Here is a 14,336-nt window from a genome sequence, read left to right as displayed (position 1 = left end):
AATTCTTGTATCTTTATAGTTTTCTAAAACCGTTATTTTTTATCATCGGTTCTACGATTTTCCTTATCTTTCTTCTTTACACTGTTCGTTTGGTCTCTATCCTTATCCTTGTTCTTATCTTCTTTTTCTGTTTTTATTCTTATCTCCTCATCGTCCTTTATTATAGGGTCGTTCAACATTTGCTGCTTTTTCTCTTTCTCTTTAGCATCACGTTCTGCCTTTAACTGGTTTGCGCGTTGCTTTGCTTCAATGTTTTGACGTTCACGAACAAGACGCAAAGAATCTTTAATATGGGTTACACGTTTTATAGAATCTAATCGCAACGAATCAGAAAGAGTCATCTTCCGCTTAAAAGAATAACTTATATGTCTATTCTGTATTGATACTGCTTGAGCTTCATCATGGGGTGTTAATTTTCCATTTATATATTGTTCCATCATTAAAGAACCAATAGGAACACCATAAACAGCACCAAAACCACCGTTTTCTACATAAACAGCAATGGCAATTTTAGGCGATTCTACAGGAGCAAATCCCATAAAAACAGAGTGGTCTTTACCACGATTTTGCGCAGTTCCAGTTTTTCCTGCCAATGTATATCCAGGATGTACTGCATGAGCACAAGTTCCACCATGTGCAGAAGAAACCATTCCAGCCACAACCTCGTTAAAAGCTTGTGGTGTTCCCATTACTTTATGACGCTTTAAATATTTTTGTTTTAATTGTACTCCTTGAATTTTACGAACTACATGGGGTGCATAATAATAACCACGATTAGCTATAATAGCACCAAGATTGGCTATTTGTAAGGGAGTTAAATTAATTTCTCCTTGACCGATTGAAATTGAAATAACGGACAATGGATTCCATCTTCCAAAAGCATTATCATAAAACTCTGCATTTGGAATAAGACCACGTTTTTCTCCAGGCAAATCAATTCCTAACTTATAACCAAAGCCCATTGATACCATATAATCGCGCCATCTATCCATTGCGTCATCAAGTGTTTTATACTTTTTTCGGTTAGAAAGCATATAATATAATCCCCAACAAAAATAAGCATTACAAGAAGTACTTAACGCTGGAACTATTGATATAGGAGAAGCATGGGCATGACAACCTACATGAAGACCATGAAAAGAGAAGCCATGATGGCATGGAAAGCGAGTAGAATCGTTTACAATTCCTTCGCTGAAATAAGTAATTGCTTGACTTGTTTTAAAAGTAGAACCAGGAGGATATTGTCCCATTATAGCTCTATTAAGTAAAGGTTTAGAAGGATCGAGTGTCATTCGTTGTTGATTTTTTCCTCGCATTTTCCCTATCATTTCACGAGGATCGAAAGTAGGAGAAGAAACCATTGCTAATATTTGCCCCGTCTTTGGCTCGATAGCAACAACTGCTCCTAATTTTCCTTCCATTAAACGCTCGCCAAGAGCTTGTAAATCGGCATCAATTCCTAATTGTAAATCACTTCCAGGTCGTGGTTTTTGGTCGTATTGTCCATTTTTATATCTCCCTTTAATACGTCCATGAGCATCGCGAAGAAGTATTTGTACCCCTTTTTGTCCACGTAATTCTTTCTCGTATTCACGCTCAATACCCATTTTACCAATATAATCACCTGGCTGATAATAATCGTCATTTTCAATATCGCTTTGACTTACTTCGGCAACATCGCCTAAAATATGCCCAGCAATAGTTCCACTATATTCACGAATGCTTCGTTTTTGTATATAGAAACCAGGAAAACGATAAAGTTTCTCTTGGAAAGAACTAAACTCTTTATCGCTTAATTGACTCATAAAAAGTTGTTGGGTGAAACGAGAATAACCAGGATTCTTTGTTCTATCTTTTATATCATTCATACGCTGAACAAAGAATTCCTTCGTAATATTCAAAGCTCTACAAAATTCTAAGGTATCAAGATGACCTTTTTCCTCATTCATAACCACCATTATATCGTATGCAGGTTGATTATAGACGAGTAGTTTCCCTTTTCTATCTGTAATAATACCACGAGAAGGGAACTCTATCTTTTTTAAGAATGCATTTGAATCGGCACGTTTACGATAATCATCACTTGCTATTTGGAGTGCAAATAATCGCACCAAATAAACAGTGATGATAGCAATAGCAACTCCACTAAGAATAAAACGGCGTTTCTCTAAATCATAGTTAATCATGCTCTACTCCTTACATGTTCGATTACTAAAATAAAAAACAATGTTAGAATGGTACTCCCTATAACACACTGTAACCAAACTAAGAAATTAAAGAAACTAAACATATCTAAAGTAAAGAATACGAGACAATAGATGAATGTTAATATCAAACTATACCATACATATCGCCCAAAACCAAGTATGGTTATACCAGGTAGCAAGTCGTCTGCATTATCATGCGATACGAATGCACGCAATATATATGGTTGTAATGCTGCTATTAAAGTTAAGGAACTAGAAGAAACTCCAGGAGTATTGGAAAAGGTATCTATAAGTAATCCCATTATAAATCCCCACAGAATTATTATCCATTGAGGACAGTTCCTTCTAAACAACAGAACAAAGTATATATAAGGTAAGGGAGTTGCAAAACCAAACAAATGAATATAGTTTAGCACAAATACTTGTACAAGTACTAATATAAGAAACCAACCTAATGTTCTGAAAAAATCTATATTCATTTCTTAGTCGTATACTATATATTTTATGGTCTATTTAATAACATTCTTTCCTTGTATTAAACACGCAATAGCTCACCGTGTTCAATTAGTCTCAGAATAATCAGTATCTAAATGTTTTATTGAATCGGTTGCAGCATTCATTACTTTTTTCTTTTCTCTCACAGCTGCATCGTCAATAACACATACATCACGCAAATTACCAAAATCAGTTGATAATTGAACAGCTAAACGGAACGAAAGTCCATCTTCTGAATTATAAACGTGTTTTATCTTACCAACTAAAATTCCTGCAGGGAAGATTGCTGAATACCCACTCGTAATTATTCTATCGCCTAATTTAAATTTTGCATGACGTGGAATATCGTCTAAATAAGCAATATCTTTAGCACCGCCAGTCCATCTTAAATAACCAAAATAATTCCTGCCTTCTATAGAACAACTAATGTTCGATTTTGAATTTAAGATTGGTAATACTATAGAATAATGTGTTCCAACTAAATACACCACACCAACAACACCATTTCCACAAGCTACGCCCATATCTTTTCGAACTCCATCCCACGAACCTTTATCTATTGTTATAAAGTTTTCGTCTTTATCAAGAGAGTTGGAAACAACCTTTGCGGCTACTAACTTAAAATTAGAAAGAAATCTATATTGTCCTTTTTGTGCAAACTTCGGATCACGAGTCTTCTCATAAAGCTTATCAGAAAGTTCTTTTATTTGATGTTCTAAAAGTATATTTCTTTCTGTTAATTCTTTATTAGCTTTACCCATCGAAAGATACGATGTTATTGAAGAACTCAGTTCATAGACTTTCCCTGCCATAATATTAGCAGACGTAAACCATACGCTTCCTTGATAATTATTGAAGCGAAATAAAAGTACCAAACTGGTTATTTCCAACAAAACAAAAAGAAACCAATGTTTATATTTGGCAAGAAATTCAGTGAGGTTATTCATTCTTTTATTTTATCAACAAATGAAACTAACCATTGAAGAGATTTTTTCTAATACATCTCTTCAATAGTAGTTTTATCTATCTCAATTATCGCATTAAAAAAGAGAAACGGTCTACATTATTCAATGCAATACCAGCTCCTTTAGCTACGCTGTGTAATGGATCTTCAGCTACATGGAATGGAATATTTATTTTATCAGCCAAACGCTTATCTATTCCACGTAACAAAGCTCCTCCACCACTTAAATAAATACCATTTTTTACTATATCGGCATATAATTCTGGTGGTGTATTTTCCATAGCTGAAAGAACAGCATTCTCTATTTTTGCCACCGTTTTATCTAAACAGTGTGCTATTTCCTGATAACAAACAGGAACTTCCATTGGTAATGCTGTTATTCTGTTTGGTCCATGTACAATATAATCTTCTGGAGCTTCATCACCTAAGTCTGTTAATGCTGAACCAACATGCACTTTAATTCGTTCTGCCATACGTTCGCTAACACGAACATTGTGCTGGCGACTCATATATTCCTGAATATCGGCTGTTAAATCATCGCCTGCAACACGAATAGAATTATTACAAACAATACCGCCTAATGAGATTACAGCAATTTCTGTACTTCCACCACCTATATCTACTATCATATTTCCTTCTGGTGCTTCTACATCAAGCCCCATTCCAAGAGCAGCTGCCATTGGTTCAAAAATAAGATAAACATCACGACCACCAGCGTGTTCCGCAGAATCGCGAACCGCACGCAATTCAACTTCAGTAGATCCTGAAGGAACTCCGATAACCATACGCAAAGATGGCGAAAACAAATGATTACCACTATGCACCATTTTAATAAGTCCCCTCATCATTTGCTCACATGCTGTAAAATTAGCAATAACACCATCGCGAAGTGGACGAATTGTGTGAATATTAGGGTGTTCTTTTTCGTACATCATTTTAGCATCATTACCGACGGCAATCATTTTATCTGTACGACGATCAAGTGCAACTACAGAAGGTTCATCAACAACTATCTTATCATCACTGATAATTATAGTATTTGCAGTTCCCAGGTCCATTGCTATTTCCTGGATAAATGAAAAAAATCCCATTCTAAAATATTTGATATATGTGTGATAATTGGGCAAACCCTATTATCGTTTATTATTCTATAACTATATAAACTCTATTTGTAAGAACTAACGGAATTGCAAAAGGATATATCTATCACTTTGCAAACCAATTATGTATTGCTTTATCGTATTGATTACTTATACCAAAAGCACGTTCTGCAAACATTCTTCTATCTTCAAGACCAGTTTTAGCGCCTTGTTTATTTAATAGTTGCAACAAAACTGGATACTCTGCTTTGCTCGGAACAATAACAACATCGTTAAAATTCTTAGCACCTGCTCGAATTAAAGAAATTCCACCAATATCTATCTTTTCTATAATATCAGCCTCATTAGCACCACTTGCGACTGTTTGTTCAAATGGATACAAATCAACAATTACTAAATCAATCTCTGGAATCTCATATTTAACCATTTCTTTCTTATCATTCTCCAAATCGCGACGTGCTAAGATTCCTCCAAAAACTTTGGGATGTAATGTTTTTACACGTCCACCTAAAATAGATGGATAAGTTGTTAAATCTTCTACTTTCTGACACTCGTAACCTAAAGATTCTATAAATTGTTGTGTACCACCTGTACTAAGAAACTTCACTCCTTCTTCGTTCAGCTTCTTTAAAATATCTTCCAAACCATCTTTGTGGAATACGGAGATTAATGCAGTCTTAATTTCTTTTGTACCAACCATAGTTGTCTACTATTTCTATTCGTTTTGCAAAGATACAAAATAGAATAGGAAGTAAATAATAATTTTAGAAAAAAAACCTTAATTCAACTAGATTATTAGCTAACATCAATTTTATAGATAGAGAATGCAATCTTTATAATCTGAGAATTATATTTATAGATAAATTTTATAATATAATTCGCAACATTAAGTAAAACTCTATATTTGATATTTATTATATTCTAAATCATTAAATATCAAGAGAATAAAACCAAAATATCCAAATTCCGAGTATATATATCGGCTATTTTCTAATGAAGTAGTTGATAAAAGTCCGTATATCTTTATAAGAGAAAGCCATACATAAATACAATTTTACCATAAATATAGAACCATTAGAAAGACAAATCATTAAATAGTTGCAAAAAGAACTCTTACTTCGCATTGCGAAGTATCATTTCTTACCTTTTTAGACGAATACTATTATTTCATTACTTAAAAAAACTACAAAATAGTATTATTCTTTAGATTATCACCTTTTAAAAATAAAAAAGAAAATGTATAATAGAAAAATAATACTTTCTTTTTAGATTTTGAGTATCTTTGCATTATGAACTTTAGTAATATTATTTTAAATTGGTATGCAATAAATGGACGGGAACTTCCATGGCGACAAACAACAGATCCATACGCTATTTGGCTAAGCGAAGTTATTATGCAGCAGACAAAAATAGCACAAGGTACTGCTTATTGGGAACGATTTATTAAACGATGGCCTAACGTTCAAAGCTTAGCAAATGCTACAGAAGATGAGGTTTTACGAGAATGGCAAGGATTAGGATACTATTCGCGAGCACGAAATTTACATAAAGCCGCACAACAAATAGTAGACTTGGGACATTTCCCTCAAACGTATAATGAATTAATTCAATTAAAAGGAGTTGGCGAATATATTGCCGCTGCAGTTTATTCTATAGCATTCGCGGGACCTGTTGCTGTTGTAGATGGTAATGTTTACCGTGTACTCGCTCGTTTTTTTGGTATTGAAATACCGATTGATTCTACTCAAGGAAAAAAGATTTTTAAAGCAATTGCACAAGATAATTTACCAAAAAATGCTCCTGCAGCTTACAATCAAGGAATAATGGACTTTGGAGCAATGCAATGTACTCCAACTTTACCTAATTGTAAAGTATGTCCGTTGATAGAATACTGTTTTGCAGCAAACAATAATAAGGTATCAAGTCTTCCTGTAAAAACAAAGAAAACAAAACAACGTGAACGACATTTCTCTTATATTTATATTAGATGTAAAGGAAAAACGGCTATCCGCCGTCGTGGTAAAGGTGATATTTGGCAAGGTTTATGGGAATTTCCTGTAAAAGAATCGTTGGAAAACGATATTAAAAATGCAATATTAATAAAAAGTAATGTAAAACATATACTTACACATCAAATAATCTATGCTGATTTCTATTTGTTAGAAACAAACAATTTTCCAATGCTACCTACCGATTATATATGGATAAAAGAAAACGAGATAGAACGTTATGCCCTACCCCGTCTTATAGAATTATTCATTAATTATCTTCGAGAAAAATGATAGAATATTATATATCTTTTTTTCCAAACTTAGGATCTATTTTCAGCAATGATGCCACCATAAATGGAAATATACATGCCACCATAACTAGAACAAAGAAAAGGCTATAACCTACAGCCTCTGCCAAAGCTCCTGCAAATAATCCGGGAAGCATCATAGATAGTGCCATAAATCCTGTACAAAGTGCATAATGGCTTGTTTTATGTTCTCCCTGACTAAAATATAACATAAAAAGCATATAAGCACTAAAGCCAAAACCATAACCAAAGTTTTCTACAAAGATTGCTACACCAACAGCAAAGAGAGTAGAAGGCATTGCATAACCAAGGTATACGTAAGCTATATTGGGTAAAGTAATAGCAAAAGTCATTGGCCAAAGCCACTTTTTTAACCCTCCCTTACTTGCAACTAGTCCACCTAATATTCCTCCAAGAAGTAGTCCAACTACTCCAACTACTCCATTTACTACTCCAAATGCTTCTAAAGAGAGTGCTAATCCTCCTTTTTCAGAAGTTGCTCTAAGAAATAATGGTCCAACTGTATTTAGTAATGCTTCAGGCAAACGAAATAAAAGCATAAAAGCTATTGCTACAAAGACTTCTTTTTTTCGAAAGAAACTTACAAACGTATCTAAAAACTCTTTGAAGAGTGTTGATACAGACAATTGTGTATGTTCTACATCTGTAATAGGTTTTGGCAATATACATTTATGATAAAGGCTTAAACCTATAAACAAAGCAGATAATCCATAGAACACTAACGACCACGAGAGTTGCACTTTCATATATTCTTGCAACAATCCAGCAAGAGCAACCAATCCTCCTTTACCAACAACCATTGAAATACGATAAAACGTTGAACGAATACCAACAAAGAATGCTTGTTCGTGAGATTCAAGACCTAACATATAAAAACCATCTGCACCAACATCGTGTGTTGCGCTAGAAATTGCTAATAGCCAGAAAAAACAAATAGTGCCTTGCAACCAAAAAGATGTATTAATTGTAAAGGCTACTCCTGCAAAAGCTGCACCAAGTAGCATTTGCATCGACAATACCCACCACCGTTTTGTTTTAATAAGATCGAGAAATGGACTCCACAATGGTTTTATTACCCAAGGAAGATAAAACCACGAGGTATAAAAAGTAGCTTCAGCATCGGACAATCCCATTTCTTGATAGAAAACTAACGATACCAAAACAACCGCTGCATTAGGTAATCCCTCTGCAAAATAAAGCGTAGATACCCAAGCCCAAGGTGATACTCTCTTTTTAATATTAGGTTCTTGCATTTTAAATTTGCTTTTATAACAATGTACAACTTTGCACACTATTTGCAAAGGTAAAGAAAAAAGCTAACATAAAAACAGAAACTCTGCCATTTTATAAGAATGTTATTTTAACTTTGCACCCGTAAAGGATTTTAAAGTTATGGAAGAACAATTTTCGAGAACAGAACTACTGTTGGGTAATAATGCAATGGAAACTCTAAAAAACAGTAGTGTTTTAGTTTTTGGTGTTGGTGGCGTTGGAGGATATGTTGTAGAAGTTTTAGCTCGTAGTGGTGTTGGTACAATTGGAATTGTAGACGATGACCATGTTGGGTTATCAAATATAAATCGTCAGATTATTGCAACACATTCTTCACTTGGTAGAGCAAAAGTAGATGTTGCAGAAGAACGTATTTTAGATATAAACCCAATGTGCACAGTTAGAAAGTTTCAAACTTTCTACCTTCCCGAAGTTGCTGATAAATTCAACTTTAAAAATTATAACTATGTGGTTGATTGTATAGACACAGTTGTGGCAAAGATTGATATTATAACTCGCTGCTACAACTTAAAAATACCAATAATTAGTAGTATGGGAGCTGCATTTAAATTAGATGCAACAAGATTTGAAATAACCGATCTTTTTAAGACAATAAACGACCCATTAGCAAAAATTTTAAGAAAAAAACTTCGTAAATCAAATGTTCGCAACATAAAAGTGGTTTACAGTCCCGAAGAACCATTAACTTCTTTATACCCAGAAAGAGATAAAGATTATTCTAATAATACAAATACAGAAACCATAGCACATAAAAAACGCTCTACACCTGCATCGAATGCGTGGGTTCCTGCTACAGCTGGATTAATTATTGGTGGAGAAGTTATACAGGATTTGTGTAAGACTGCAAAAACAATGCGGCAAATTTATATTGAGAAATAGATATTTAAACTGATTTCAAGAATGAGGCATAAAGAATACTAACGCAATGTGAAAATGTTAAATATTACATAAAAAACGCATAAATTTCAAGTTTCAACAAGATTTAAAAGCTCAAAATTTTGTTTATAATCTAAAAATATTTAACTTTGCCCTACTTTAAATCATACATAAACAGTTTTATGCCTAACAGTGTTACAGAGAAAAAAAATAGAACAGTATTCTATCATCTCATTGCTATTTTAATTGTAAGTATTTGGGGTGCAACACTTGTAAATACCAAAGTTGTTATACAAGGTGGTATGCGTCCTGACGAAGTTTTTTTAGCACGCTACATTATTGCTTACCTTGCAATGTGGACTCTATCGTATAAAAGATTGTGGTCTAACAATATCAAGGACGAATTGCTTATGCTGTTATGTGGACTTTTAGGAGGTTCGCTCTATTTTATACCTGAGAATTTCGCAGTTCAGGTGGGTAGTGTCAATGATATTAGCTTTATAATTTGTACATCGCCATTGTTTACAATGTTTTTGGCAATACTCTTCTGCAAAGAGAAGCTAACAAAACCGCTTGCAATAGGGTCGCTCATTGCAATAATAGGTGTCTCGTTTATCATATTTGGCGGAAATAACGAAAGTGCGAATGTAACCAATCGTGTATTAGGTGATGCTTTAGCACTACTTTCAACAGCATGTTTCGGTGCTTATTGTTTACTACTTCGCCCACTAGGTTTAAAATATGGCGCAGCATTTATTACACGAAAAATGTTTTTCTATGGTGCACTAACAAGTTTACCATTGTTTATTTATTCTCCATGGCAATATCCTATACAAAACTTCCTTACCGATATGCCTGTTACTTGTAATCTTCTTTTTCTTGGTTTAATTGCATCGTTCTTCGGATTTGGTGCATGGAGCTATGTAACAGAAAAAGTTGGCGCTGTTAAAATAGCCAACTACAATTATTTTAGTCCTATTTGCACTGTTATTATCAGTGCTATCTTCTTAGGAGAGAAAATGACGATAGAAGCTGGTATTGGTAGTGTATTAATTCTAATTGGTGTATTCTTTGCCAATAAAAAATAAGAAGAAATAATAAATGGTCTCTATACATTTTGTATAGGAACCATTTGTTTTATTCGTGAAAAAGAACAAACAACTTATATTAAAAAGTTGCTATTCTATTTAGAGTTTGCCGCTACAATAATCCATTTCTTCCAACTCTACCCAGCCAGCATCTTTTATTTCGCGTAGGAAAAGGCGGGCACACATCTCCGCATCATCGCCCGCACGATGGTGTGTACCGTAAGGTATATCAAATTGATTACAGAGATAATCAAGCTTATTGCATTCAAAATCGTAAATATGTCTGGCAGCTCGAAGCGAACAATAATAGGAAACATCGGGTGTGGGTAAGCCATAATATTTTAAAGAATGACGAATACAACTTATATCGAATGCTGCATTATGAGCCACTAACACAGGACAATCGTACAGATATTTGGTTATTTCTGTCCAAACGTCAGGAAATATTGGCGAATTAATAGTATCTTCTGGTTGAATTCCATGCACTTGAATATTCCAAAAACTATAACTGTTCCCTTCCGGGCGAACTAACCACGATTTTGTTTCTACTACTTTTCCATTTTTTACTACACAAATACCAGCTTCGCAAATAGATGCTCGTTTAGACGTAGCTGTTTCAAAATCGATAGCAATAAAGTTTATATTCTTCATCGAAATATTCTGATAAATAGTTTTATTTAACTACTATAAAGTTAGACTGAAAAATGTATTTGCACTAATTTAATAGTACAATACAAATATACAAATTTAATAATAGATGTGGTATGGGAATCTAATAAATTTCATTCAAACACATAATAACCTAACATCAATTATGTTGGTGTCAGACTACAAAGCGAAAATATAAAAGAAGTATCTATACTTTTGAAGCGATGTGTCTTCTATAAATGTTCAAGTTACTCTTTTTAAGCACTTCGTCGATATGACTTAATCGTTGTTTTTGCGTTATCTCAGAAACTTCTTGCGAATTATCTTCTCGCATAACAATACTTCCATATCCTGTAACTGGTAAATATTCATTCCATTCCACAGGTACATTGTGGTAATGTCCATCGCCACCAAACTTACTAATATAAGTTATACGAGATTCAGAACGATAACCATAAGCGGACACATTAAGTAATGTACTCCCATCGTTTTGCGGTGCTTCTTCTGTTTTCAATATACAGTTTGTAACGCATTGTGGATGTTGAAAATGCTTTTGTCCCCAAAAATTAGCCAAAGCTTCGTGCTCCCAAAACGAACTTTTTTGTGGCATGTCAAGTCCATAAATAGCTGATTGAGGACGTATTTGCTGATACATTGGTACACAAAGCAAAGGAGCAAACACAAAATATATTGCACGGAAATAGTTTGAATTGATGCATTGGAAGTCTTCTTGCGCTTTATCGTAATCGAAACTATGATACTGATTTGGATTTAAATCGAGATTTAAGCCTTGTATATGATTCGCAAAAATGATATTAATCATCTTGTTTTTATCGAAATCGAAATCGTCTCCAAAGCCATCTTTATCGTCTTGCAACAACCTCATCATACTTTCTTGAGCCAATGGTGTGAAAAGTAAGGCATATTGTTGATTGTTGTTTCGGTTACTAGTATTAAATGCAACTTCAAACTCTTCATTCGTCAACATTGCAAAATCGCCATTTTCTAAATTACGAGCTTTCCGACGCAAAGTAAATCTATTCCACTTGTAACGCAAGGAACTTTCTTTACCAGCCAATCCACTTGGTTTACGATAGAATTTTAAATCAGGTGCTGCAGTGTTTCCATATATCAATCGTGTCTTTTCAAAATATTCTGGATATGGGGCTGTTACTGTTGCATGGAGAGTCTCTGAGCGTTGCACTCTTCGTCTGTTTCCTTTATCATCGGTTTCGGTTTCCGTCCAATAAATTGTCTTATAACCATGGTATGTTTTGGTTCCCATCTCCATTTTTCGTGTACGACAGATTACAAATGGATTACCATTGATAAGCCCTGAGTGAGAATAAACGACAGAACGCTCCTCATTAAAAGAATCGTCCCAACCATAAGTCTTCCGTAAATCAGCCAAACGTTGAGTGGTAAAATAACGATCAAATTCTAATCGAGGTACTGTCTTCGTCATCATTCTAGTAAGTATATCCCAATCATAAAGTTGGTTTAGTGGAGCCATTTGGTTCCAAGCTTCATCTTTTAAACAAGTAATAATATTAGAAATATTATCACGTTCACTCTTTAATGATTTCAATTTAGGGTGTACTTTTGAAATAAGAAAGAACAAAGATAATGCAGAACCCACACCTACGGCAAGCATTAGTTCTATTCCCCACTCTGTTTTGTTTCCATAAATGGATAAGGCACCAACAATAACACCTATCCATAATAGGACACAAAGAACCGTCCACCAAGTTATTTTGGATTTTATTTTAGCTAGAAAAGCTTCATTATCATATACTTTTTGACAGGTTTGACGATTCGCTTCGATATCAATATTAGCCTCACGAGCTAATTCTGCAAAGGTATCTTCGCAAACTTTCTTAAACTTTTCTCGATAGACGTTGCTGTATTCCTCTAATGGATCGTAAATATCTTCTACCATTCTATTTTATTAGAAGAGTTTTCCGTAACTTAAAAGAATTTTGCACGTGCAGCTTGACGTACTTCAGAAGATGTTGTAAATGGAATACGTGTGGTATAACCTTGTTGAGCGGCTACAATCATCTTAGTAGGCCAAGAGAATATATCTGTATTCCATTGGGTTACTCTACTATTATATACTGTTCTAGCTGCTGTTATTTCGCGTTGTAAATAATTATTTTGTTGCATAGCATCAGCAATAGCACTATGTGCTTTAAGTTCTGGATAAGCTTCTACTTGTGGAAAAAGTCTACCTAAAGCCGAACCTACTTGTGCATTAACTTCATTACGGTTAGATTCGTTTACAGAACCTCCACGAAGTGCTGCGACAGCTTTCATAACATCTTTATCTAAATCGATAGCACGGTCAACAAGTCCGACTACATTTGTAAGAATATCAACACGTTGTTCGAGATAGTTATCAATGTTTGACGCTTCTGCCTGAATGCGCTGTTCCAATTGTTGAAAATAGTTACGTGCAGATATTTTCATAAAAATAAAAATAACGCCTGGAAGAATTCCTACAATACAACCTACAACCGCAACAAATAACGGATTAGGTATTGTACTTCCCATAAGGGCTACATATAATAGTACTAAAATGGGGATTACAACCCATAAAGCTATTTGAAAAATAGTGGAGCCTGCACCTATAGACACTGGTAATTGTTTATCAATTACATGTATATCACGTCCTGATTCATTAACTGGTCCTGTTACTTCGTCTAAAGAATTTGCCATCGTAGTTTCAATTTTGATTATTAATTATCAACGTATTTAATGCTTCAAAGTTACATATTTTTCAGAATACGGACAAACATTATTTATGTTTTAAGTTTCTTATACGTTAGTTCTACCGTAATGTGAATATATAAACAAAGGTGTAACTTCATATTTTATAATTGGAAGTACAAAGAAACATATACATAAGATTCTATAAACCAATAAAAAGAAAGGATATGAAAATACGGAAATAAAAAACAAGAAGAAACTCTCATATTTTTTCAGCAGTTAGGGGAGTGTTTTATAACTTGATGTTCCATAAAAATTTGAAAATGAAAATCTTGTTTATTGTACTTCAATTTGGAAAATACAACAAAAACTATTTTCTTCAAACAGCAAAATACGAGTTCTACAGAAAAATATAATAATTTTGCAATTGCTGATTGAGTCTACGGAATTCATAATTACTGAAGCTAATAAAACCTTCGCTGCTATTTGTGGTATTAGAAAGAATTTCAGAAATTTGTAATTGCGTAAGTTCCATTTTACTATTATATGTTTTACAGAATACAAAGATAAGAAAAATATAGACTTACACACTTTTTGAAGACAATATCTGCCACAATGAAAATTCTAATTACATTT

General features: G+C 33.9%; 12 protein-coding genes. 3 read left to right on the top strand and 9 right to left on the bottom strand.

Going from position 1 to position 14,336, the window contains the following annotated elements; translation table 11 throughout:
• Window positions 1–32: 32 nt before the first annotated feature.
• The 5 genes from mrdA to HMPREF9144_RS03410 all read right to left on the bottom strand — a co-directional run bounded on the left by mrdA (window position 33) and on the right by HMPREF9144_RS03410 (window position 5,466).
• Entirely contained in the window at window positions 33–2,186 is a 2,154-nt protein-coding gene (gene mrdA, locus HMPREF9144_RS03430; RefSeq protein ID WP_006044472.1) for a penicillin-binding protein 2, read from the bottom strand.
• Window positions 2,183–2,686, bottom strand: coding sequence for a rod shape-determining protein MreD (gene mreD, locus HMPREF9144_RS03425; protein ID WP_006044471.1), 504 nt, complete (start codon window positions 2,684–2,686; stop codon window positions 2,183–2,185). Before mreD ends, mrdA begins: the two co-directional genes overlap by 4 nt.
• Window positions 2,687–2,767: 81 nt before the next feature.
• Complete coding sequence (gene mreC, locus HMPREF9144_RS03420; protein WP_006044470.1) at window positions 2,768–3,649, bottom strand: rod shape-determining protein MreC; 882 nt, start codon at window positions 3,647–3,649, stop codon at window positions 2,768–2,770.
• 85 nt (window positions 3,650–3,734) lie between these two features.
• Complete coding sequence (locus tag HMPREF9144_RS03415; RefSeq protein WP_006044469.1) at window positions 3,735–4,757, bottom strand: rod shape-determining protein; 1,023 nt, start codon at window positions 4,755–4,757, stop codon at window positions 3,735–3,737.
• 115 nt (window positions 4,758–4,872) lie between these two features.
• A complete protein-coding gene (locus HMPREF9144_RS03410) occupies window positions 4,873–5,466 on the bottom strand; it encodes a bifunctional phosphoribosylaminoimidazolecarboxamide formyltransferase/IMP cyclohydrolase PurH (protein WP_006044468.1) in 594 nt (197 codons plus the stop codon).
• 589 nt (window positions 5,467–6,055) lie between these two features.
• Between HMPREF9144_RS03410 and mutY the strand changes: the two genes are divergently transcribed.
• Window positions 6,056–7,048, top strand: coding sequence for an A/G-specific adenine glycosylase (gene mutY / locus HMPREF9144_RS03405; RefSeq protein WP_006044467.1), 993 nt, complete (start codon window positions 6,056–6,058; stop codon window positions 7,046–7,048).
• A 7-nt stretch (window positions 7,049–7,055) separates the two neighbouring features.
• Here the strand turns inward: mutY and HMPREF9144_RS03400 are convergent, their stop codons facing one another.
• Complete coding sequence (locus HMPREF9144_RS03400) at window positions 7,056–8,339, bottom strand: MFS transporter (RefSeq protein WP_006044466.1); 1,284 nt, start codon at window positions 8,337–8,339, stop codon at window positions 7,056–7,058.
• 139 nt (window positions 8,340–8,478) lie between these two features.
• On the opposite strand from HMPREF9144_RS03400, the gene HMPREF9144_RS03395 reads away from it, so the two are divergent.
• Together HMPREF9144_RS03395 and HMPREF9144_RS03390 are read left to right on the top strand one after the other, a co-directional pair.
• Entirely contained in the window at window positions 8,479–9,258 is a 780-nt protein-coding gene (locus HMPREF9144_RS03395; protein ID WP_006044465.1) for a tRNA threonylcarbamoyladenosine dehydratase, read from the top strand.
• Window positions 9,259–9,437: 179 nt separating this feature from the next.
• Window positions 9,438–10,343 (top strand): DMT family transporter, encoded by a 906-nt coding sequence (locus HMPREF9144_RS03390; RefSeq protein ID WP_006044464.1) that lies wholly within the window; start codon window positions 9,438–9,440, stop codon window positions 10,341–10,343.
• A gap of 99 nt (window positions 10,344–10,442) precedes the next feature.
• Here the strand turns inward: HMPREF9144_RS03390 and HMPREF9144_RS03385 are convergent, their stop codons facing one another.
• From HMPREF9144_RS03385 to HMPREF9144_RS03375, 3 genes are all read right to left on the bottom strand, one after another.
• Window positions 10,443–10,994, bottom strand: a complete 552-nt coding sequence (locus tag HMPREF9144_RS03385; protein ID WP_006044463.1) for a 3'-5' exonuclease — start codon at window positions 10,992–10,994, stop codon at window positions 10,443–10,445.
• Between the two features lie 205 nt (window positions 10,995–11,199).
• The gene (locus tag HMPREF9144_RS03380; RefSeq protein WP_006044462.1) at window positions 11,200–12,930 is read right to left on the bottom strand and encodes an MAG1210 family protein; all 1,731 of its coding nucleotides are present in this window, start codon (window positions 12,928–12,930) and stop codon (window positions 11,200–11,202) included.
• Window positions 12,931–12,959: 29 nt separating this feature from the next.
• The gene (locus HMPREF9144_RS03375; RefSeq protein WP_006044461.1) at window positions 12,960–13,709 is read right to left on the bottom strand and encodes a LemA family protein; all 750 of its coding nucleotides are present in this window, start codon (window positions 13,707–13,709) and stop codon (window positions 12,960–12,962) included.
• Window positions 13,710–14,336: the final 627 nt, after the last annotated feature.

The sequence above is a fragment of the Prevotella pallens ATCC 700821 genome (assembly GCF_000220255.1).
Taxonomy (GTDB): Bacteria; Bacteroidota; Bacteroidia; order Bacteroidales; family Bacteroidaceae; genus Prevotella; species Prevotella pallens.
This window is presented reverse-complemented; position numbering and strand designations above follow the sequence as displayed.

What these genes read in the sequence shown, in the direction of transcription:
- HMPREF9144_RS03375 (WP_006044461.1), bottom strand. Translation starts at nt 13,709, where the DNA reads ATGGCAAATTCTTTAGACGAAGTAACAGGACCAGTTAATGAATCAGGA.
- HMPREF9144_RS03400 (WP_006044466.1), bottom strand. Translation starts at nt 8,339, where the DNA reads ATGCAAGAACCTAATATTAAAAAGAGAGTATCACCTTGGGCTTGGGTA.
- HMPREF9144_RS03410 (WP_006044468.1), bottom strand. Translation starts at nt 5,466, where the DNA reads ATGGTTGGTACAAAAGAAATTAAGACTGCATTAATCTCCGTATTCCAC.
- HMPREF9144_RS03380 (WP_006044462.1), bottom strand. Translation starts at nt 12,930, where the DNA reads ATGGTAGAAGATATTTACGATCCATTAGAGGAATACAGCAACGTCTAT.
- HMPREF9144_RS03395 (WP_006044465.1), top strand. Translation starts at nt 8,479, where the DNA reads ATGGAAGAACAATTTTCGAGAACAGAACTACTGTTGGGTAATAATGCA.
- mrdA (WP_006044472.1), bottom strand. Translation starts at nt 2,186, where the DNA reads ATGATTAACTATGATTTAGAGAAACGCCGTTTTATTCTTAGTGGAGTT.
- mreC (WP_006044470.1), bottom strand. Translation starts at nt 3,649, where the DNA reads ATGAATAACCTCACTGAATTTCTTGCCAAATATAAACATTGGTTTCTT.
- mutY (WP_006044467.1), top strand. Translation starts at nt 6,056, where the DNA reads ATGAACTTTAGTAATATTATTTTAAATTGGTATGCAATAAATGGACGG.
- HMPREF9144_RS03385 (WP_006044463.1), bottom strand. Translation starts at nt 10,994, where the DNA reads ATGAAGAATATAAACTTTATTGCTATCGATTTTGAAACAGCTACGTCT.
- HMPREF9144_RS03415 (WP_006044469.1), bottom strand. Translation starts at nt 4,757, where the DNA reads ATGGGATTTTTTTCATTTATCCAGGAAATAGCAATGGACCTGGGAACT.
- mreD (WP_006044471.1), bottom strand. Translation starts at nt 2,686, where the DNA reads ATGAATATAGATTTTTTCAGAACATTAGGTTGGTTTCTTATATTAGTA.
- HMPREF9144_RS03390 (WP_006044464.1), top strand. Translation starts at nt 9,438, where the DNA reads ATGCCTAACAGTGTTACAGAGAAAAAAAATAGAACAGTATTCTATCAT.